The organism is Streptomyces griseorubiginosus, assembly GCF_017614965.1.
Taxonomy (GTDB): Bacteria; Actinomycetota; Actinomycetes; order Streptomycetales; family Streptomycetaceae; genus Streptomyces; species Streptomyces griseorubiginosus_B.
The window spans coordinates 1-20,197 of record NZ_WVUG01000155.1 but is presented as its reverse complement, the minus strand read 5'-3'; the positions used below and the strand labels follow the sequence as shown (position 1 = coordinate 20,197).

The following is a 20,197-nucleotide window of genomic DNA, read 5'->3' as shown; positions in this document are numbered from 1 at the left end:
TCCGAACAGGGTCCTCGCGGGCGGGGCGTGGACCCTGTTCGGATGCACGATGGCACCCGGATTCACCTTCGAGGGCTACGAGCACGGGGACGCGGCCGCTCTCACGGCGGGTTATCCCGACCGCGCGGCCGAGATCGCGGGACTGTGCCGTCCATGAGGTTGCTCGAAGGACAGGTCGCCCTGGTCACCGGCGCGGGCGGCGGCATCGGACGAGGTATCGCGCTGCGGTTCGCGGAGGAGGGCGCGGCGGTCGCCGTCCACTGTCGTACGGCGGTGGAGGCGGCCGGTGAACTGGCCGCGCGGATCGAGGACTCGGGCGGCCGTGCCGTCGTCCTGCGAGGGGATCTGCGGGACGAGGACGTGTGCCGGCGGGTGGTGGGCGAGGCGGCCGAGTGGGGCGGCGGGCTGCACGCGCTGGTCAACAACGCGGCCGTACAGCCGACCCAGGAGCTGCCCGGGATGACGGCGGGTGACTGGCGGGTGGTCGTGGACACCAACCTGTCGAGCGTGTTCGCCTGCACGCAGGCCGCAGCGGAGGTCATGCGGGAGCGGGACGGCGGGTCCGTGACCCACATCGCGTCCATCGAGGCGCGCCAACCGGCCGCGCTGCACGCGCACTACAGCGCCTCCAAGGCCGCCGTGGTGATGCACGCCCGGGCCGCGGCGCTGGAGTACGGGCGGTTCGGCATCCGCGTCAACACCGTCTCGCCCGGTCTGATCGGACGCGAAGGGCTGGAGGAGGCCTGGCCGGAGGGCGTGGAGCGGTGGCAACGGGCCGTGCCGCTCGGTCGGTTGGGGCGGGCGGAGGACGTGGGGGACGCCTGTGTGTTCCTGGCCTCACGGCTGGCCTCCTGGGTGACCGGGCACGACCTGCTCGTCGACGGCGGAGTGTGCGCACGGCCCACGTGGTGAGAACACGACGGCTCGCGTCCGTACCTACCGGGAAGGCGGCGAGTCCGACGACGGAGAGACGACGTGGAGTGTGAGGGTGTGGACGGCCGGGGACTCCGGCGACTCGACCGGCGCGGGCTCAGGGGCCTGGTGCTGCTGGGCGCCCTCCTCCTGCTCGTCCTCGGCGGCGCGGTGCCCGCGTCGGCCCACGCGGCCCTCAAGTCCACCGACCCCGAGGACGGAACGGTCCTGAAGTCGGCCCCGCACCGCATCACCCTCACCTTCACCGAGTCCGTCGGCCTGCTCGACGACTCCTTCCGGGTCCTCGACCCCGACAACCGCCGGGTCCGCATCGGCGGGGCCGGGCACGCGCAGGGCCGTTCGGACACGGCGAGCGTGACCCTGCCGGCGAAGCTGGCGCAGGGGACGTACGTGGTGGCCTGGCGGGTGGTGTCGGCGGACAGCCACCCCGTGGGCGGGGCGTTCACCTTCTCCGTCGGCAAACCCTCCGCGACGGCGGCGACCGTCGACACGGGTCCCGTCGAGAACCCGGCGACCCAGAGCCTGTACAACATCGGCCGCTATCTGGCCTACCTCGCCGTGGCGCTGGTGATCGGCACGGCCGCCTTCGCCCTGCTGTGCCGCCCGACGGATGTGCGCCCGCTGCGGAAACCGCTGGTGGTGGGGTGGTGGATCCTGCTGGGCACCACCGTGGGCCTGCTGGTGCTGCGCGCCCCGTACGAGAACGGCACGGGCCCGGCGACGGCTTTCGACACGGCCGCCTTCACCCGGACCCTCACCGGCCGTCCGGGCCTGGCCCTGCTGGCCCGGCTCACCCTGCTGCTGCTCGCGGCCGTGGCGTACGTACTGCTTCGCAAACACCCGGCGCGGGCGCGCCTGCTGCCGACGGCCGGGGCGGAGGAGACCGGGCGCGGCGGGAGCGAGGAGCCGGGGGCCGGGAGGCAGGACGCCGGCGAGTCCGGCACCCGGGCCGAGGGCGCCGAACGTGAGGACCGCTCACAGGCTTCCACCGAGCCTCCGGGCGCCCAGGGGCCGCCGACGCCCCGCCAGGCCCTCCAGGAGCCCGGCAGCCCCGTTCCCGGCGCCCTCCGGGGCACCCCGCGCCTCCCGCTTCTCGCCGCCACCGCCTTCGCCGTGGCCCTCGCCCTCACCTGGGCCACCGCCGAACACGCCTCGGCGGGCATCCAGGTGCCCGCGGCGATGGTGTCCACGGTGCTGCACCTGCTGGCCATGGCGGTCTGGCTGGGCGGCCTCACGGCGCTGCTGGTCCAGCTGCACCGCACCGAGGTCCCCGCTTCCGTCGTGACCCGCTTCTCCCGACTCGCCTTCGCCTGCGTGACCGTCCTGGTCGCCACCGGCGTCTACCAGTCCTGGCGCGGCCTCGGCTCCTGGAGCGCGCTCACCGGGACGACGTACGGCCGTCTGCTGCTCGTCAAACTGGCCGCCGTGGTGCTGCTGCTGGCGGCCGCGCAGGTCTCGCGCCGCTGGACGGCCCGGCTGGTCACCGCGGGCGCCGAGACAGCCGTACGGGAACGGGTGCCCGAGCCCGTGGGCGGTCCGCCGCCGCCCGCCGCACCGGAGCCCGCGATCGCCGCCGACGGCTCCGTCCCGCGCCGCGGCCTCCGCCGGTCGGTGCTCGCCGAGGTCGCCGTCGGCGTCGTCGTGCTGGTGATCACCACCGTGCTCGGCGGCACCCTGCCGGGACGCGCGGCGGCCGAGGCGGAGGCCGCTCCCGCGACCGCCGGCGGGCTGCCCGCGGCCTCCGTCACGACGGTGCCCTTCGACGTCGGCACCCCCGGGGGGCACGGCAAGGTGCAGATCACCCTCGACCCGGGCCGCGTCGGCGACAACTCCGTGCAGGCCGTGGTCTTCGGCCCCGACGGCGGCATCGTCAGCATCCCCGAGCTGCGGCTCTCGTTCACGCTCCCCGCCCAGAAGGTCGGCCCGCTCGACGCGAAACTCACCGATCAGGGCGGCTACTGGGGGACCAACTCGGTCACCCTGCCCATCGCCGGGACCTGGACGATGAACGTCACCGTCAGGACATCCGACATTGATCAGGTGACGGTCTCGAAGACCGTGCGTATCCAGTAAGTCACTTTGCGTCCCGATCTGTTCGAATGCCCGAACGGGATGATCACAAGTGTGTCGGTTACGTTTCCACAAAGCTCTAGGGCAGCTCTTGACCGATGACCGGATATGGGGCTGTTATTACCGCCACGATGTTCGGTCGAGTTGATTTCTGGTCGGTTTCGACTTGTTTCGACGTGGCGCAGTGGCGGCCGAACCCTGCCTTCAGGAGCCGTACATGGACCTCTCCCCCTCGGGTCTCTCCCTTCCTTCGCCCAGCCGGCGCAGCGTGCTGCGTGGTGTGGGTGGTGCCGCGCTGCTCGCCGGTGCGGGCATCCCGTTGCTGAGCGCCTGTGGCAGCAGCGGCAGCAGTTCGTCGGATTCCAAGACCGTCAGCCTCGGCTCCAACTCCTCCGACGCGGTGCCCAAGAAGGCGTTCGCGGAGATCTACGCCGCCTTCACGAAGAAGACGGGCATCAAGGTCGACGTGAACACGAAGGACCACAACACCTTCCAGGAGCAGATCAACTCGTATCTGCAGGGCACGCCGGACGACGTGTTCACCTGGTTCGCGGGCTACCGCATGCAGTTCTTCGCGGCCAAGAACCTCGCCTCGCCGATCGACGACGTGTGGCAGACCATCGGGGGCAACTTCCCCGACGCCATGAAGCAGCTGTCCAAGGGCGAGGACGGCAAGTACTACTTCGTGCCGCTGTACACGTACCCGTGGGCGCTGTTCTACCGCAAGAGCGTCTTCCAGCAGCACGGCTACGAGATCCCGACCACGTGGGACCAGCTGGTCGCGCTGTGCAAGCAGATGAAGAAGGACGGGCTGGTCCCGATCGCGTTCGGTGACAAGGACGCCTGGCCGGCGATGGGCACCTTCGACCAGATCAACTTCCGCCTCAACGGCTACGACTTCCACAAGTCCCTGATGGCGGGCAAGGAGTCGTGGACCGACCCGAAGGTCAAGGCGGTCTTCGACCACTGGTCGGAGCTGCTGCCCTACCACCAGGACGGCTTCATGGGCCGCACCTGGCAGGACGCGGCGCAGACGCTGGTGTCGAAGAAGGCCGGCATGTACCTGCTGGGCACCTTCGTGGCGCAGCAGTTCACCAACAAGGCCGACGCGGACGACCTCGACTTCTTCGCCTTCCCCGAGATGAACTCGGCGTTCGGGCAGGACACGGTGGAGGCGCCCACCGACGGCTTCATGGTCTCCAAGGCCCCCAAGAACAAGGCCGGCGCCACCAAGCTGATGGAGTACCTGGGCACGCCGGAGGCCGAGCAGATCTACCTCAAGGCCGACTCCAGCGTGGTGGCCGCCTCCAGCAAGGCCGACACCTCCTCGTACACGCCGCTGCAGAAGAAGGCGTACACGATGATCAGCGGTGCGAAGTCGCTGACGCAGTTCATGGACCGTGACTCGCGGCCGGACTTCACCTCCACGGTGATGCAGCCGGGTCTGCAGAAGTTCCTGCAGAACCCCAAGGGCATCGACAACCTGCTGACGTCCATCGAACGCCAGAAGAAGCAGATCTTCGCGTCTTCGTGAGCTGAGCGGCCATCTTGAGCATCGACACCAACACGAAGTCCCCGGAGGCGGCCGTGCCGCCTCCGGGGCACGCGCCTGTCACCCAGCGGGTCCGGCGAGGCCATCAGCGCCTGCTGACCCGCCGGGACCGCATCACGCTCGCCTTCATGGCGGGCGTGCCCACGATCCTGCACGTGGCCCTGGTCTGGGTCACCGCCCTCGCCTCCATCCTCCTGGCCTTCACCAGCTGGGACGGCATCGGCTTCGACTCCATCAAATGGGTCGGCCTGCAGAACTTCCACCAGCTGTTCACCAGCAACCCGCAGTTCTGGCCCGCGGTCGAGCACAACATCATCTGGTTCGTTGTGCTCATCCTCGTGCCCACCCCGATGGGGCTGTTCCTCGCCGTCCAGCTGGACAAGAAGATCCGCTTCTCCCGGGTCTACCAGACCGCCTACTTCCTGCCCGTGGTGGTCTCCCTCGCGGTCACCGGGTTCGTGTGGCAGCTGGTCTACAACCCCGACACCGGCCTGATCAACAGCATCATCGGCGCCAACAAGCCCGGCCACTACATCGACTGGATCGGCGACCCCCACCTCAACCTGTGGGCCGTGCTGGTCGCCGCGTCCTGGCGGCACACCGGCTACATGATGATCCTCTACCTGGCCGGCCTGAAGGGCGTCGACCCCTCCCTGCGCGAGGCCTCCGCCCTGGACGGCGCGAACGAGTGGCAGACGTTCAAGAACGTCATCTTCCCCACCCTGCGCCCCACCAACACCGTCGTCCTCGTCGTGACGATCATCGAGGCGCTGCGCGCCTTCGACCTGGTGTTCGTCTTCAACAAGGGCGCCCAGGGCACCGAACTGCTGTCCATCCTGATCACCAACAACATCATCGGAGAGTCCAGCCGGATCGGCTACGGCTCCGCGATCGCCGTGGTCCTGCTGGTGATCTCCCTCGCGGTCATCATCCCCTACCTGATCGCGACCTTCCGCAAGGAGCGCCAGGCATGAGCACCGCTGTCATCACCAAGCAGCGCACGCCCGTGCGCCCCGCCCGCATCCTGCTGCACGCCTTTTTGATCACCACGTCGCTGGCGTGGCTGGCGCCGCTGCTGTGGGCGATCTACGCCGCCCTGCGCCCCTACTCCGAGACCAGCGACAAGGGCTACGTGTCCTGGCCCAGCAAGCTGACCTTCGACAACTTCAAGAACGCCTTCACGCAGTCGGACATGCTGCACTACTTCGGCAACACGCTGATCATCGCGGTGCCGGCCGTGCTGCTGACCCTGCTGCTGTCCTCGATGGTCGCCTTCTACGTCTCCCGCTTCGACTTCCGCCTCAACCTCTTCCTGCTGCTGGTGTTCACCGCCGGCAACCTCCTGCCCCAGCAGGTCATCATCACCCCGCTGTACCGGATGTACCTGCTGATCGACCTGCCCGGAATCACGGCGAGCGGCAAGCTCTACGACTCCGCCCTCGGCCTGGTCCTCATCCACGTCGCCTTCCAGTCCGGCTTCTGCGCCTTCGTGCTCAGCAACTACATGCGGATGCTGCCGCACGAACTGACCGAGGCCGCCCTCGTCGACGGCGCCTCCGTGTGGCGGATGTACTGGCAGATCGTGCTGCCGCTGTGCAAGCCCGCCATGGCCGCGCTGGCCACCCTGCTGTCGATCTGGATCTACAACGACTTCTTCTGGGCCATCGTGCTGATCTCCACCGGCGAGAACATGCCCATCACCTCCGCCCTGAACAACCTCTCCGGGCAGTACTTCACCGACCCCAACCTCGTCGCCGCCGGCGCCCTCCTCACCGCGATCCCCACCCTGATCGTCTACTTCGTCCTGCAACGCCAGTTCGTCAGCGGCCTCACCCTCGGCGCCAACAAGGGCTGACCCCCTCGACGCCGAGCCCTTCACATGGAAGAGACCCCCGTGCACCACCCCTTCACCCCCGTCGCCTCCGTCCCCGTGGACCCGGCCAACGCCCGTGTCCACGAGGAGGGCTGGCAGTCCTGGAGCCCCAGCGGCGCCTACGCCCTCGGTGAGAAGCCGTACCGCCCGACCAACGACAACTGGGCGACCGTCTGTTACCGCCCGGGCGTCACCGTTCCCGAGGGCGTCTTCCAGGGCGAGGGCCTGCTGGCACTCGATCCCGGTGACGGTTCGCCGACCCGGCTCTGGGCGGCCGTGGACCCCACGGGCGAGGTTCCGTCGATCCGCCTGACGGTGGCGGACGGCCTCGCGGAGGTCAGCGCGGACGGCGCGGTGAAGGAGTGGAGGGGCACGGACATCCAGGAGGCGCTGGGCAGTTGGGCCGAGAGCCTCGGCGTCGAGCCGCCGCGCCCGGCACCGACGGTCTGGTGCTCCTGGTACGAGTACTTCACCGAGGTCACCGAGGACGACATCCACGAGAACCTCCGTGCGATGGACACCCTCGACCTGCCCGTCGACGTGGTGCAGATCGACGACGGCTACCAGAGCGCCCTCGGCGACTGGCTCACCCTCTCCGGGCGCTTCCGCTCCCGTGCGGGCATCGCCGACGCCATCCGGGCGCGCGGCCGGCGGGCCGGTATCTGGACGGCCCCCTTCCTGGTCGACCCGGCGAGCGAACTGGCCACCGAGCACCCCGACTGGCTGGTCCGCGACACCGACGGCGGCTTCACGCACGCCGGCCGCAACTGGGGCCACGACCTGAGGGTGCTGGACACCACCCACCCCGAGGCGGCGGCCTGCCTGACCGAGGTCTTCCGCACCCTGCGCGCCGAGGGCTACGACTACTTCAAGGTCGACTTCCTCTACGCGGGAGCGCTGGAGGGCGTACGGCACGCCTCCGTCGACGCGCTGACGGCGTACCGCTCGGGGATCGAGCTCATCCGTGAGGCGATCGGCCCGGACGCGTACCTGCTCGGCTGCGGGGCGCCCATCCTGCCCTCCATCGGCCTGTTCGACGCGATGCGGGTGAGCCCCGACACGGCCCCGCACCGCCGCCCCGAGGCGGACGACTACAGCCAGCCCGGCCAGGACCCGGCCGAGTTCACCGGCTCCGGCCGCCAGTGGCAGCACGGCCGGTTCTGGATCAACGACCCGGACTGCCTGATGGCCCGCCCGGCCGTGGAGACGCGTGAGCGCTGGGCTGCGCACGTGGAGGCGACCGGCGGTCTGATGGCCTCCAGCGACCGTCTGCTGTCCCTGGACGAGTGGGGCGTGGCAACCACGCGCCGTCTGCTGTCGGGAGGCGCGAAGTGAGCCGCGCCCTGAACGTGCCGGGCATCGCCTACGGCGGCGACTACAACCCGGAGCAGTGGCCCGAGGAGGTCTGGGCCGAGGACATGCGCCTGATGGCCGAGGCCGGGGTCACCATGGTCAGCGTCAACATCTTCTCCTGGGCGCTGCTCGAACCCTCCGAGGGCACCTACGACTTCTCGCGCCTCGACCGCATCCTCGACCTGCTGCACGCCCACGGCATCGCCGCCGACCTCGCGACACCGACGGCGGCCCCGCCGGCCTGGTTCTTCGTCGCGCACCCGGACGCCCTGCCGGTCGACAAGGACGGCCGCAGGCTGTCGTACGGCAGCCGCCAGACCTTCTGCCCGTCCAGCCCCGCCTACCGCGAGGCGGCCCTGCGGATCACCGGCGAACTGGCCCGCCGCTACGCCGACCACCCGGCCGTGGTGATGTGGCACGTCCACAACGAGTACGGCTGCCACAACGCCGAGTGCTACTGCGACACCAGCGCCGCGGCCTTCCGCGACTGGCTGCAGGACCGGTACGCGAGCCTGGACGCCCTCAACCACGCCTGGGGCACCACCTTCTGGAGCCAGTGGTACTACGACTGGGACCAGATCCTGCCCCCGCGCGCCACCGGCGCGGTCCCCAACCCCACCCACCGGCTGGACTGGCGCCGCTTCTGCAGCGACGCCCTGCTCTCGCTGTACGAGGCGGAGCGCGACGTCCTGCGGGAGGCGGCCCCGGACACCCCGGCCACCACCAACTTCATGGTCAACTTCAGCTTCGACGCCCTCGACTACTGGCGCTGGGCCCCCGAGCTGGACATCGTCTCCAACGACCACTACCTGCAGTCCACCGACACCGCCTCCGAGATCGACATCGCGCTCAGCGGCGACCTGGTCCGCTCGCTGGCGGGCGGCCCCTGGCTGCTGATGGAGCACTCCACCGGCGCGGTCAACTGGCAGCCGGTCAACCGGGCCAAGACCGCGGGGCAGTTGCGCCGCAACGCCCTGTCCCACGTGGCCCGCGGTGCCGACGGCATCGCCTACTTCCAGTGGCGGGCGGCCAAGGCGGGCGCCGAGCAGTGGCACTCCGCGATGCTTCCGCACGCGGGCACGGACAGCCAGATCTGGCGGGACGTGGTCCGACTCGGCGCGGATCTGCGGGCCTTGGCGGAAGTGCGGGGCGCGGTCGGCACGGCCGAAGTCGCCATCGTCTGGGACTGGAACGCCCGTTGGGCGCTGGAACTCCCCTCCCAGCCGAGCGCCGAACTCCGTTTCCTGGACCTGGTGCGGTCCTGGTACGAGCCGCTGTGGCGGGCGGGCGTGGCGGTGGACTTCGTACGCCCCGACGCCGACCTGTCCTCCTACCGCCTGGTCCTGGCCCCGTCCCTCTACCTGATCGACGACGAGGGCGCGGCCAACCTCACCGGCTTCGCCGAGCGCGGCGGCACCCTGGGCGTCGGCTTCCACAGCGGCATGGTGGACGCCAACTGCCATGTCCGGCTGGGCGGTTACCCGGGCGCCTTCCGCGAGGCCCTGGGCGTGCACACCGACGAACTCTTCCCCCTGCTGCCCGACGAGCGGGTTCGCCTGAGCGACGGCGGCACGGGCACGCTGTGGTCGGAGCGGGTACGGCTTGAGGGCGCGCAGGCGGTCACGTCGTACCAGGACGGCCCGCTGGCCGGCGTCCCCGCCATCACCCGCAACGCCCACGGCTCGGGCACCGCCTGGTACCTGGCCACCCACCCCGACCCCGCCACCCTCGCCGCGCTGCTCGACCGCATCCGCACCGAGGCGGGCGTACAGACGGTGCGCGAGGCCCCGGAGGGCGTGGAGGTGGCCCGGCGCCGCGGCCCGGACGCCGACTACCTGTTCCTGATCAACCACACCGACCGCGACGCGCACATCCCCGTCTCCCCGGAGGCGACGGAACTCCTCTCCGGCAAGCCCGCGACCGGTTCGGTCACCGTGCCGGCGGGCGAGGTGGCGGTGGTACGGGAGCCGTTGCGGGGCTGAGGGGGAGCTGCCGCGGCCCGAGTGGCGGGCAGGGCGGCTCGGTGCTGTGCTGTTGCCATGCCTGAGCTGCCGGACGTCGAGGGTTTCCGGCAGGTGTTCGTGTCCTGCGCGCAGGGCAGGGTCATCGGCCGGATCGACGTGCGGGACGCGGGCGTACTGCACGGGACGAGCGTGCGCGGGTTTTGCGAGGCGCTGGAGGGGCGGCGGTTCACGGCGTCCGAGCGGCGCGGGAAGTGGCTGCTCGCGCACACCGGCGGCCCCACGCTGATGCTGCACTTCGGAATGACCGGGAGCCTGGTGTGCGCCCGTCCCGAGGACGCGGCCGAGGCCCACGACCGGGTCCTGTTCCGCGTGGGCGCCCGGCGCCAACTCCGCTTCCGCGACCAGCGCAAGCTGCAGGGGCTGTGGCTGGCGTGGGGCGGCGACGAGGTCGAGCGGATGCTCGCCCGTCAGGGGCCCGACGCGCTGACGGTGGGACGGGCGGAGTTCGAGTCCGTGCTCTCGGAGCGCCGGGCCGCCGTCAAGACGGTCCTCATCGACCAGTCCGCCCTGGCCGGACTCGGCAACCTCCTCGCCGATGAGATCCTGTGGCGGGCGGGCCTGCGCCCCGGCATCCGGGCGAACGAACTCACCGGGCCCGACCGCCGCCGCCTCTACGAACAGATGCGCCGCACCCTGCGCTCATCGGTCACCGCCGGCCGCGTCCCCCCACGCCCTTCCTGGCTCACCGGCCACCGCGACGACCGCACCCCGACCTGCCCACGCTGCGGCACCCCGCTACGGCGGTCCCGTACGGCGGGCAGGGGAACAGTGTGGTGCCCGCGCTGCCAGCCGTGACCGGAAACGCCTCAGGAGACCTTGATGTGGGTGTCCATGCCGAGCTGCTTGTGGCCGGGGACGGGGCAGTACAGCTCGTAGGTGCCCTTCTTGAGGGTGACCGTGAGCGCCGCCGTGCCGCCGCCCGAGAGGTTCTTGGTCTTCACGTCCGACACTCCGGGCCCGTCGATCTCCAGGGCGTGGGTGACCTTGCCGGCGTTGTCGGCGGTGAAGGTGTAGGTGCCGGGCGTGAAGGAGTTCCGGGACAGCTTCAGTGAGTACTCGGTCTCGGTGACCGTCACCTGCGTCCCGGACCCGGCCTTGACCGCGCCCGCCGCGCTGCTGGAGCCGCCACCGCCACCGCTGCCGCTTCCGCTGGAACAGGCGGCCAGGACCAGCGCGGCGGAGAACGCCAGCGCCGTCGTACGGAGTGCGACTCGGGTCGAGATCACCACGTGAATCATCCCCTTCGGGCTTTATTGGGTGGTACGAGGCCGAAGGTCGCTTTGTTCACAATCAGACACGTTGTTGCACCCCAACGCCCACAGGGCGGTCAGGGGACTTTGTCGTGCGCCCGTTTCGAACCAGTCCCAGACGCATTCGACGACGGAAGTTCACGACTGTGCCGAACCGCACGCTCTCCCTGTCTCCCGCGCGCCCGTCTCGCACCGGTCTCCTGGGCGGCCCCGCCCCCATCTTCATCTCGGTCATCCGTCCGACGCGGTGATGGGCGCGGTGTTCGGGACGGCGGCCCTGCTGGTCCTGACCCTGGTCCTGCCCCTCGACACGCACGGAACCGGCGGTGGCCGCCCTCCTCGGCGTCACCGCCCTGAACGAACGCCTCCCGGGTGCCATCCAGGTACGGCCTGGTGCCCCTGTCCCTCTCCCTGCTCCTCCTGACCCTCCCAAGGCCGCCCCGCCGGGGCGTCGTCGGGTTGTCTGATCGTGATCCCGACAGGGCGGACTGGGACTTCGTTGATCGGCTAGCGTCTACCGCACAAGCGGCCGACAAGATCCACCGCGGCCACCAGGGGGGACGCGGCAGCGCGTCAGGCCGCGGCGGGGCGCCGCGCGGCGGCAGATCATCACATCAATGAGGGGGAGACGTGGGGGCATTGACCCGGACGTCGACTGAACCACCGCACGGAGGTCGCCGCCGCAGAGGTGGCGCGGGCATCAGGGCCGGTGCGGCCGCCACGATTCTGGCGGTCGCGGGAACGGCCATCCCGCTCGCCGTGGACGCGCCGTCCGCGTGGGCCGCTCAGACGGCGACCGCGGCGGACTCGTCCCAGGAGGTCGTGATCCCGGCCCCCGAGCGGGCCACACCTCGTGCGGACACCCCGCTGGCGGCGGGCAGCACCGGTTTCCTGCACCAGCAGGAGGGCCGGGACGGCTACACCTGGACCGACTTCGCGAGCGGCACCTCGACGCAGGTGCCCGGCCTGCAGACCCTGCCGGCCAACGCGCTCGTACGCCCCGTCGGTGCCGGCGGAGACCTGCTCGCCGTCTCACCGAGCCCGGCCCGGGGCACCGCCTGGTACACCCTGCTCGATCCGCACACCGGAGAGCGCCGGGAGGCGCAGCTCCCGGCCGGGTACACGTTCCGGGGGACCGTCGCGGGCAAGGTGCTGGCGCTGGAGTCCGCGACCAGCACCACCAGCTCCGCCGGTGTGCTCCTCGACACCGGCACCGATCCCGCGCAGCCGCTGCACATCACCGGCCTGCCCGCGGGTGCACAGCTGAGCAGCCTCTCCCTGCAGCAGGGCGCCACGGACGACCGGGGCGCGGTGATCTCCTTCCGGCAGGACGGCGCGTACCGTTACGGCCTGCTGGACCCCGGGACCGCCGTGATCACCCCTCTCCCGGAGGCGATGAGCGGCCAAGGCCTGCGCATCCTGCTGAGCAACGACCGCATCGCCTGGTGGGGGCACGGCTTCACCGGACTGCGCTGGCTGCCCCGCGGTGACGTGTCCTCCGGCGCACAGGAACTCCCGCTGCCCGCCGACGAGGCCCCCGTGGCCCTCCTCGGCGGCACCCTCCTGACCTCGGGCCCGGACACCACCTCGGGCACCACCCTCGGCCGGCGGCTGACGTCCCGGCCGCTCGACGGCGGGGAGCCGAGCACCACACTCGACCACATCGCGCTCGTGTCGGACTCCCCGCCGCAGACGGCGGACGGGAGCGCCCTGCTCGTCGGCGGCTCCGGCACCGGCGACTGGGCGGTGCACCGCTTCGCCTCCGGCTCCGACGGGCCGCCGGCGCACGAGGTGGTCCAGCCGCTGCCCCCGGTGATCGCCAAGGTCCTGGGACTGAACCTGTACCGGGGCACCCTCAACCGGGTGGACAGCACGGACGGCAAGCTCACCCTCTTCCAGCAGGACGTCGGTACCGGGCCGGTCCCCGTCGCGGGAGCGGCCAAGCCCCTGCCCGCGGGCATGCCCTCTTCGGCCGTGCGCTGTGCGACGGGCGAGGACTGCGTGCGGACCGTCGAGGGCAACTGGTACGGCCTGTCCTTCCTGTCCGAGACAGCAGGGCGGACGTACCTGGAGACCCGTGTGGACGCCTACACGTCGCACATGGAGGTGCCGTTGCCCGGAAGTGGTGGCGAGGTCCGGGACGCGTCGGATGGGTACGTGGTGGTGGACGGCGGGTCCCCCAGAACCCAGTATCTGATCGACCCGGGTCACGAAAAGGTCGTACGCAGCCGCCCGGTGCAGGCCGCGGCGCTCTGGTACTCCACCCTGTGGAGCGCGACCTCCAGCAGCCCCGGCACGCTGACCGCGGAGCGGCTGACCGCGGACGCGGCCACTCCCGGCAAACCCGTGCGCACCGTGCGGACCGGTGCCGCCTGCGTGCCCACCGAACTGCAGGCGACAGCGCGCTGGCTCTACTGGTCCTGCGGTGCCGACAAGCAGGCCGGGGTGTACGACCTGACGAACAACCGCGGCTTCGCCGTGCCGCCAGGCCCCGCCATGCTCGGTGACGGCTACGTGGTCCGGCACGACCGGGACGCGGGCGAGCTCGAGCTGACGGACTTCCACACCGGCAGCCCGCTCGCGGAGCGCTCCATAGCCGCCCTCCCGGCCGGAACGCTCGCGGACGACCGCAGGATCACGTGGACCGTGGACAAGTACAGCGGCCACATCGCCTACGTGGACACCGATCGCCGCGTGCACGTGACCGCGGACGGGGTACCGGACTCCGCTCCGGTGATAGGGGAGGCGTACACCTCCGGGAGCGTCGCGCCGAGGACCACTTCGTCGTACTACTCGACCTGGACGGCCTCGTTGCTGCTCAGCCGCCCCGTGGACTCCTGGGAGCTGGACATCTCCCAGAAGACGACCGGGCGCCGGGTGGCTGTGGTGAGCGGCGGGGCCGAACGCGGTCTCAACGGCATCTCGGCCTCGTGGAACGGCCGGGAGTCGAACGGTGCTCCCGCCCCGAGCGGTCTCTACACCTGGCAGCTGACCGCGAGGGTCAACGGGGCAACCGTGCCGGTGCGGGTGGGAAGCGGCGGCCTGGACGTGACGTGCGGCGCCTTGCCGACCCATGTCTACGACTGCGACGGCTTTCCGGACATGGTGGCGGTCCGGAAGGACGGCCGGACCGACACATGGGAGGGGCATCCCAAGGGGTACTTCTACGACCGCAGCTACACCGCGGACTGGCCGACCTCCTCCACCCTGGTGCCGGCCGGCGACCTCAACGGCGACGGGTTCGCGGACATGCTGGTCCGCAACTCCACCGGGGAACTGCGTGCGTACTGGGGCTTCGGGCAGGTGTACTTCGCCCGGGGAACCAACAAGTCCACCGTCATCGGCAAGGGCTGGAACACCTACAACGTGCTGACGTCGTCGGGGGACCTCAACCGTGACAGCCGGTCCGACCTGCTGGCCCGTGACCGGTCCGGAGCCCTGTGGTTCTACGCCGGCACCGGCAAGGGCACGTTCAAGTCCCGGGTGCGCGTCGGCACCGGACTGTCCGGTTATACGGCGCTGGTGGGCGTGGGCGACCTCAACGGCGACGGCACCGGAGACCTCCTAGGCCGGGACAGGGCCGGGAACCTCTATCGCTGGTACGGCAACGGAAAGGGCGGCATCGGGGGGCGCGTGAAGATCGCCTCGGGCTTCAACGCCTACAACGCCCTGGTCGGCGTCGGCGACCTGACTCAGGACGGGCGCAACGACCTCCTCACCCGCGATACCGCGGGCAACCTGTACCGCTGGGCGGGCAACGGCAAGGGCGGCTTCGGCGCACGCGTGAAGATCGGCAGCGGCTGGGGCGTCTACAAGGCGCTGTACTGACGGTCCGGAACAGCACCCTCCAGGCCTGCAGCTCCACCGGGAGCTGCAGGCCTGGAGGACACGGGTCCCGGGAGCTGCAGGCCTGGAGGACAACGGGTCTGAGGACAACGACGAAGGGGCCCCTGTTTCCAGGGGACCCTTCGACATCGTGCCCGGTGAGGCACTGGCGGAGGATACGAGATTCGAATTCGTGAGGGGTTGCCCCCAACACGCTTTCCAAATGGCAACCATAGAAGCCCAGCCCTGCTTACACCTTGCGCCAGGCGGTGAGCAGTTCGTCGGGGCCGTAGGCCGCCTGGAGACCGGAACATCTGATCCCGCTGCGGGAGACCGCCACGAGCGGTACTGGCTCGTCGGTGACCGCCGCCCGATGCTTCTGCAGTGCTGCCAGGTCGTGGCTGTCGAACGCGGAGTTTTCCAACCACTTGACCGAGCCGAGGAAGAGCAACTGCTTGGCCACCGGCTGCCGGTCGGCGCCCACCAAGTCGATTTCCACGTCGTTGTTGCGGGTCCAGTACCCGCCGATCGCCGGAGCGGCGGGCAGGAGCTCGTCCGGCAGGAGGCGGGCGAGGGATTCCCGGACCAGGGGCTCGATCGCGCGGCCCCGCCAGCTCGTCCACTGCTCCTTGATCCGGCTCAGAGTGAGATCCCCTCGCAGCCGCTCGATCTCCGCCATGTGCGGATCCAGAAACGCGAGCCAGAAGCGCAGGTAGGGGTCGACCACCCGGTAACGGCGTTCCTTCGACGGCCTGAGCGAGAGAGGCAGCTCGGCGGCCACGACCCTTTTCTCGGTCAGGACGTCAGTGGCTCGAGTGAGAGTGGTGTGCGCGATGCCGCCCGCCGCGCGAGCGATGTTGGTGAAGGTTCGCTCCCCGGATCCGATGGCCCGCAGGACTTCCCTGCTCATCGCCTGCGGTGGAAACTCCGCGGCCAGTGACCGTTCAGCGGAGACCAGCAGCGCCGAGATCGGGTTGTCCAGTGAGTCGCGGAGGAACTCCCAGACATCCGCTCCGGCCCGCCACTCGGCACAGATCAGAGGTAGACCTCCCGTGATCAGAGCGGCGTCGAACGCGGCCGCCGGAGACAGGCCGAGCATTTCGCCGATGTCGGCCGGGTTCAAAGGCCCCACGATCATTTCCCGGCCTCTCTGGTGAAAGGGCCGGTCGTAGCTGTTCAGAGCCTCCATCATCGACAGATCGGACCCGACCAGGAGGAGAAGCACCGGCTTGCGGCTGAGCAGCCGGTCCCATGCCCGCTGGAGCATGCCCTCGAAGGCGTCGATGCGGTCCATCAGATACGGAACCTCGTCGATGACGACGACGCTGGGAGTGTCGTCGGGCAGGATCTCCGCAAGCAGCCTGAGTGCCGCATTCCACTGCTCCGGGGTCTCCTCCGAGAACAGTTCCCGCTCCGGCAGGGTGGATCTGGCGACGGCGTCGAGCAGCTCCGTCAGCTCGTCCTCCGCCGTGCCGCCCGCCGCGGTGAAGAAGAGGTACGGCGTCTCGGTCCGCCGGATGAACTCCTCGACGAGGCTGGACTTGCCGACCCGCCTCCGTCCGCGCATGAGGATGCACTGACCGGGTTTCGCCGACCCGGCGGCGTCGTGAACCGCCTGCAAGGCGTTGCCGAGCACGTTCAGCTCGCGTTCCCGCCCGATGAAACGACGCATGGAGACTCCCGATGGAGATAGTATCTCTAGCGATACTATCTCCAGAGATACCATCTCCCTCTTCGCTCGAGCATGAGGCTCATGACGCTGTGGATATGGGAGTGGGGAAGGTTGGTCGCGTACCGGCGACGATGGGTGTCTTCGGCGTGGTCTTGAGCAGTCGGTCTGCCAGCAGGTGGAGGCCGACGTCGGCGGACTTGTCCGCGGCGCTGGCGTGACGGTGCTTCGGGCCGCGGCACGGCTCGACATTGCCCTGCCTCGTCCGTCGAGCCTGGCGAGGCAGCCGCAGAGTACCGGTCCACCTTGGCAGCGGAAGCATTCGTCGAATTTCTATTCTTCGCCGACATGAGAAGCGCCATTTTCTACATCATCGGGATGCACGATGGCGTCCTGGATGCCCAAGATGTGCATAAGCGAATTGACCGACACGACCCGGCTATTGCCAATCCAGAGTACCCTGAAGGGGAGGGACCCCTTCCTGGCCAGCTTTGATGCTTGCGATTCTGAAAGGCCAATAATATTGGCAGCCTCGCTGAAGCCAACATATTGCGGCAGGAGATCAGAAATCCGGTAGTAAAGATTCTTTCCATCCACCCATGACCGCCCTGCCTGTGTTGGAGTAATGGCGGGAGAATCTACCCCATCACGGCAGCCGCTGCGGAGTTTGTCATGAAGGGTCTTGACGTGGTCCATTACTCCCATTCGTTGCAACAGGGCGCCTGCGCGCTCCCCACGAATTCTCTCATTGGCATCCGGATCCCGCACCGTGCTGGCGTCAATGATCGACGAGGCGCGCAGTCGGAGACATCGTAGTGCCATTTTCGTGCCAACTCTTTCGACCATCCCCCAAAGTATGGAGTCAGTAGATCCAGCAGGATCATCAACCATTTTTCTCGCTCCCGTCGGTCACTCTCTCTCGCCAAAGTGCCCACGGACTCCCAGAGCCGCAAGCTGGCTACGGATTTCGATCGACCAAGTCGAACTTTGTCGCGCAAAACTTGATACGTGGGATGGCTCTTGATTGCACACGCTTGAACATCGCCCACATGTGCGCAGATGGGCTCTCCGCCGCAGTCGCGCAGAACTCGTTCAGTGATTAGAGCGAAGACATCGCGCATGGCTTTCCTCTCGCGCCGTCGGATAGGGCCTACGCAAAATCATGGGTCGCGGCAACTGTGCTTCGGGGATTTCCGCTGGGATTCATCCCTAATGGGGTGAACTATGTTTGGCGGCACAACGATGTGCGGGCATGAGTAGCGGTACTCGACAGGCGGCACTCGGCCTATGGGAAACGGGCCGGACTGTAGCGGTCACGGTCCTGGATCAGGAGTCCCCGGTCCAGTGCCCACCGGGCGCCTCGTGCGAGGCCGGGGCCGACAGCGCCGAACAGGATGAACTGCCATTGGCTCGGCACGGCCGCGGCTCGCGCGCGAGCAACTTCCGGGCCGTCGGCGGGGGCTGTCGCGACCACCGCGACGACCCGCTCCCGGTCGCCCTGGTGTTCCACGAGTGCGGCCAGTCGCTGCGGCTTGGTGCCCGGAGGCTTGACGCCCACTGCCGGCATGCCGCGCAGTTCCTCGGAGGTCGTGCCCGCGAGCAACTGCTCCAGCGCAGCATCCAGCGCTGCCAGAGTCTCTGGCGGACCCCATGGTTGGCGGGTGCCGCACGAGGGCTGGTTCCCCCCAGCGAGCGTTGGCGGCTTGTGGCCCGCCTCGACTGCAACGCGCAGGGCTGACCGGAGCCTGCGCCAGCGGCTCAGGGGCGGCTACCACCGTGTCGTCCACACCGTCCAGGACGGCCACATCGGCGTGTGGATCCTGGCCGTCGGTAACCGTCGCGGCATCTACCGCCAGTTCCGTAGGGGTCCGCCACAGCCGGTGCCGACCAGCCGCCGTGATCGGAAGCGTGCGCTCGGCTGTGCGCCGATACGTTCTGAATGTCGGCTGTAAGTGCAACCAAAAATGCAACCGGTCCACGCCGAAGAGCCGAGCCGCAATCGCGGCTCGGCTCTTCGTTTCGCCTGTTCAGGCGGCTGCGGAGGATACGAGATTCGAACTCGTGAGGGGTTGCCCCCAACACGCTTTCCAAGCGTGCGCCCTAGGCCTCTAGGCGAATCCTCCGCCGGAAACATTACATGACCGAGAGGAGTGCTCGCGAACTCGTTCCCACCCGCTGACGTCGGGTACTCTGTGCGGAGCCCCTCACGCGGCGCTATCTGACTGAACTCCCCCAGGGCCGGAAGGCAGCAAGGGTAGGTTGGCTCTGGCGGGTGCGTGGGGGGCGCTCGCGTTCCGGGGTCACGGTGGCGGGGCTGGTTGTCAGTGGGCGCCTATAACCTCGTAGGCGTGTCGTCTCTCGCGCTGTACCGCCGCTATCGCCCGGAGTCGTTCGCCGAGGTCATCGGGCAGGAGCATGTCACCGACCCGTTGCAGCAGGCGCTGCGGAACAACCGGGTCAATCACGCGTACCTGTTCAGCGGCCCGCGCGGATGCGGCAAGACGACCAGCGCCCGGATCCTGGCCCGCTGCCTGAACTGCGAGCAGGGACCCACCCCGACGCCCTGCGGAGAGTGCCAGTCCTGCCGGGACCTGGCGCGGAACGGCCCGGGTTCCATCGACGTCATCGAGATCGACGCGGCCTCTCACGGTGGTGTGGACGACGCCCGTGAGCTGCGCGAGAAGGCCTTCTTCGGACCCGCCGCCAGCCGGTACAAGATCTACATCATCGACGAGGCCCACATGGTCACGTCGGCGGGCTTCAACGCACTGCTGAAGGTCGTCGAGGAGCCCCCGGAGCACCTCAAGTTCATCTTCGCCACCACCGAGCCCGAGAAGGTCATCGGGACCATCCGGTCGCGGACCCACCACTACCCCTTCCGGCTCGTGCCGCCGGGGACCCTGCGGGACTACCTCGGCCAGGTCTGCCAGAAGGAGAACATCCCGGTCGAGGACGGCGTCCTGCCCCTCGTCGTGCGCGCCGGCGCGGGTTCCGTGCGTGACTCGATGTCCGTCATGGACCAGTTGCTCGCCGGTGCGCGGGAGGAGGGTGTGACGTATGCCATGGCCACCTCCCTCCTCGGCTACACCGACGGCTCCCTTCTCGACTCCGTCGTCGAGGCCTTCGCGACCGGAGACGGCGCCGCCGCGTTCGAGGTCGTCGACCGGATCATCGAGGGCGGCAACGACCCGCGCCGCTTCGTCGCCGACCTGCTGGAGCGGCTGCGCGACCTGGTGATCCTCGCCGCCGTGCCGGACGCCGCCGAGAAGGGGCTCATCGACGCCCCCGCCGACGTCATCGAGCGGATGCAGGCCCAGGCGAGCACCTTCGGCGCGGCCGAGCTCAGCCGCGCGGCCGACCTCGTCAACGAGGGCCTCACCGAGATGCGCGGCGCCAACTCGCCCCGCCTCCAGCTCGAACTCATCTGCGCGCGCGTGCTGCTCCCCGCCGCCTACGGTGACGAACGCTCGGTCATGGCCCGCCTCGACCGCCTGGAGCGAGGCGTCAACTTCTCGGGCTCGGGCGCGGGCGCGCCCGCGATGGGCTACGTACCGGGCCCGGAGGCGCATGCGGGACCGATGGCGGCCGGTCCGGTTCCTCCCGGCGGCGGTCCTGCCGCGGCGAGGGCGGCGGTACGGGGCTCCGGGG

The 20,197-nt window shown here is 69.5% G+C and carries 14 protein-coding genes, 1 tRNA gene, 1 other RNA gene and 1 pseudogene; 12 read left to right on the top strand and 5 right to left on the bottom strand.

Annotation, left to right across the window (positions count from 1 at the left end):
* From GRC12_RS45780 to GRC12_RS26185, 9 genes and pseudogenes are all read left to right on the top strand, one after another.
* A pseudogene (locus GRC12_RS45780) lies at positions 1-157 on the top strand (cupin domain-containing protein); the annotation flags it as partial.
* The gene (locus tag GRC12_RS26220; protein WP_208781816.1) at positions 154-912 is read left to right on the top strand and encodes an SDR family NAD(P)-dependent oxidoreductase; all 759 of its coding nucleotides are present in this window, start codon (positions 154-156) and stop codon (positions 910-912) included. The pseudogene GRC12_RS45780 and the gene GRC12_RS26220, both read left to right, overlap by 4 nt.
* 129 nt (positions 913-1,041) lie before the next feature.
* Positions 1,042-3,006, top strand: coding sequence for a copper resistance CopC/CopD family protein (locus tag GRC12_RS26215; RefSeq protein WP_208781819.1), 1,965 nt, complete (start codon positions 1,042-1,044; stop codon positions 3,004-3,006).
* Positions 3,007-3,220: 214 nt separating this feature from the next.
* Positions 3,221-4,537, top strand: a complete 1,317-nt coding sequence (locus GRC12_RS26210; protein ID WP_208781815.1) for an ABC transporter substrate-binding protein — start codon at positions 3,221-3,223, stop codon at positions 4,535-4,537.
* A gap of 14 nt (positions 4,538-4,551) precedes the next feature.
* Positions 4,552-5,529 (top strand): carbohydrate ABC transporter permease, encoded by a 978-nt coding sequence (locus tag GRC12_RS26205; RefSeq protein ID WP_208781814.1) that lies wholly within the window; start codon positions 4,552-4,554, stop codon positions 5,527-5,529.
* Positions 5,526-6,410 carry a carbohydrate ABC transporter permease gene (locus GRC12_RS26200; RefSeq protein WP_208781813.1) on the top strand — a complete coding sequence of 295 codons (885 nt, stop codon included), beginning with the start codon at positions 5,526-5,528 and terminating at the stop codon, positions 6,408-6,410. Before GRC12_RS26205 ends, GRC12_RS26200 begins: the two co-directional genes overlap by 4 nt.
* Before the next feature lie 39 nt (positions 6,411-6,449).
* Positions 6,450-7,763 (top strand): glycoside hydrolase family 36 protein, encoded by a 1,314-nt coding sequence (locus GRC12_RS26195; RefSeq protein ID WP_208781818.1) that lies wholly within the window; start codon positions 6,450-6,452, stop codon positions 7,761-7,763.
* Complete coding sequence (locus GRC12_RS26190; RefSeq protein WP_208781812.1) at positions 7,760-9,763, top strand: beta-galactosidase; 2,004 nt, start codon at positions 7,760-7,762, stop codon at positions 9,761-9,763. The genes GRC12_RS26195 and GRC12_RS26190 overlap by 4 nt, the downstream gene beginning before the upstream one ends.
* Positions 9,764-9,820: 57 nt before the next feature.
* Positions 9,821-10,600 carry an Fpg/Nei family DNA glycosylase gene (locus GRC12_RS26185; protein ID WP_208781811.1) on the top strand — a complete coding sequence of 260 codons (780 nt, stop codon included), beginning with the start codon at positions 9,821-9,823 and terminating at the stop codon, positions 10,598-10,600.
* An 11-nt stretch (positions 10,601-10,611) separates the two neighbouring features.
* Here GRC12_RS26185 and GRC12_RS26180 read toward each other — a convergent pair whose 3' ends face one another.
* Positions 10,612-11,031, bottom strand: coding sequence for a plastocyanin/azurin family copper-binding protein (locus GRC12_RS26180; RefSeq protein WP_208781810.1), 420 nt, complete (start codon positions 11,029-11,031; stop codon positions 10,612-10,614).
* 783 nt (positions 11,032-11,814) lie between these two features.
* Between GRC12_RS26180 and GRC12_RS46750 the strand changes: the two genes are divergently transcribed.
* Positions 11,815-14,883, top strand: coding sequence for an FG-GAP repeat domain-containing protein (locus tag GRC12_RS46750; protein WP_208781809.1), 3,069 nt, complete (start codon positions 11,815-11,817; stop codon positions 14,881-14,883).
* A 247-nt stretch (positions 14,884-15,130) separates the two neighbouring features.
* Here GRC12_RS46750 and GRC12_RS26170 read toward each other — a convergent pair whose 3' ends face one another.
* The 4 genes from GRC12_RS26170 to GRC12_RS26155 form a co-directional block, all read right to left on the bottom strand.
* Positions 15,131-16,552: an ATP-binding protein gene (locus tag GRC12_RS26170; RefSeq protein WP_208781817.1), complete on the bottom strand. Its 1,422-nt coding sequence runs from the start codon at positions 16,550-16,552 to the stop codon at positions 15,131-15,133.
* A gap of 330 nt (positions 16,553-16,882) precedes the next feature.
* Positions 16,883-17,395 (bottom strand): hypothetical protein, encoded by a 513-nt coding sequence (locus GRC12_RS26165; RefSeq protein ID WP_208781808.1) that lies wholly within the window; start codon positions 17,393-17,395, stop codon positions 16,883-16,885.
* A gap of 439 nt (positions 17,396-17,834) precedes the next feature.
* A complete protein-coding gene (locus GRC12_RS26160; protein WP_208781807.1) occupies positions 17,835-18,152 on the bottom strand; it encodes a hypothetical protein in 318 nt (105 codons plus the stop codon).
* A gap of 435 nt (positions 18,153-18,587) precedes the next feature.
* Positions 18,588-18,672 (bottom strand) — tRNA-Ser (locus GRC12_RS26155).
* Positions 18,673-18,744: 72 nt separating this feature from the next.
* Here GRC12_RS26155 and ffs point away from each other — a divergent pair.
* Both ffs and GRC12_RS26145 read left to right on the top strand, forming a co-directional pair.
* Positions 18,745-18,843: signal recognition particle sRNA small type (gene ffs, locus GRC12_RS26150), an RNA gene on the top strand.
* 54 nt (positions 18,844-18,897) lie between these two features.
* On the top strand, positions 18,898-20,197 hold a 1,300-nt coding region (locus GRC12_RS26145; RefSeq protein ID WP_208781806.1), incomplete at its 3' end, for a DNA polymerase III subunit gamma and tau.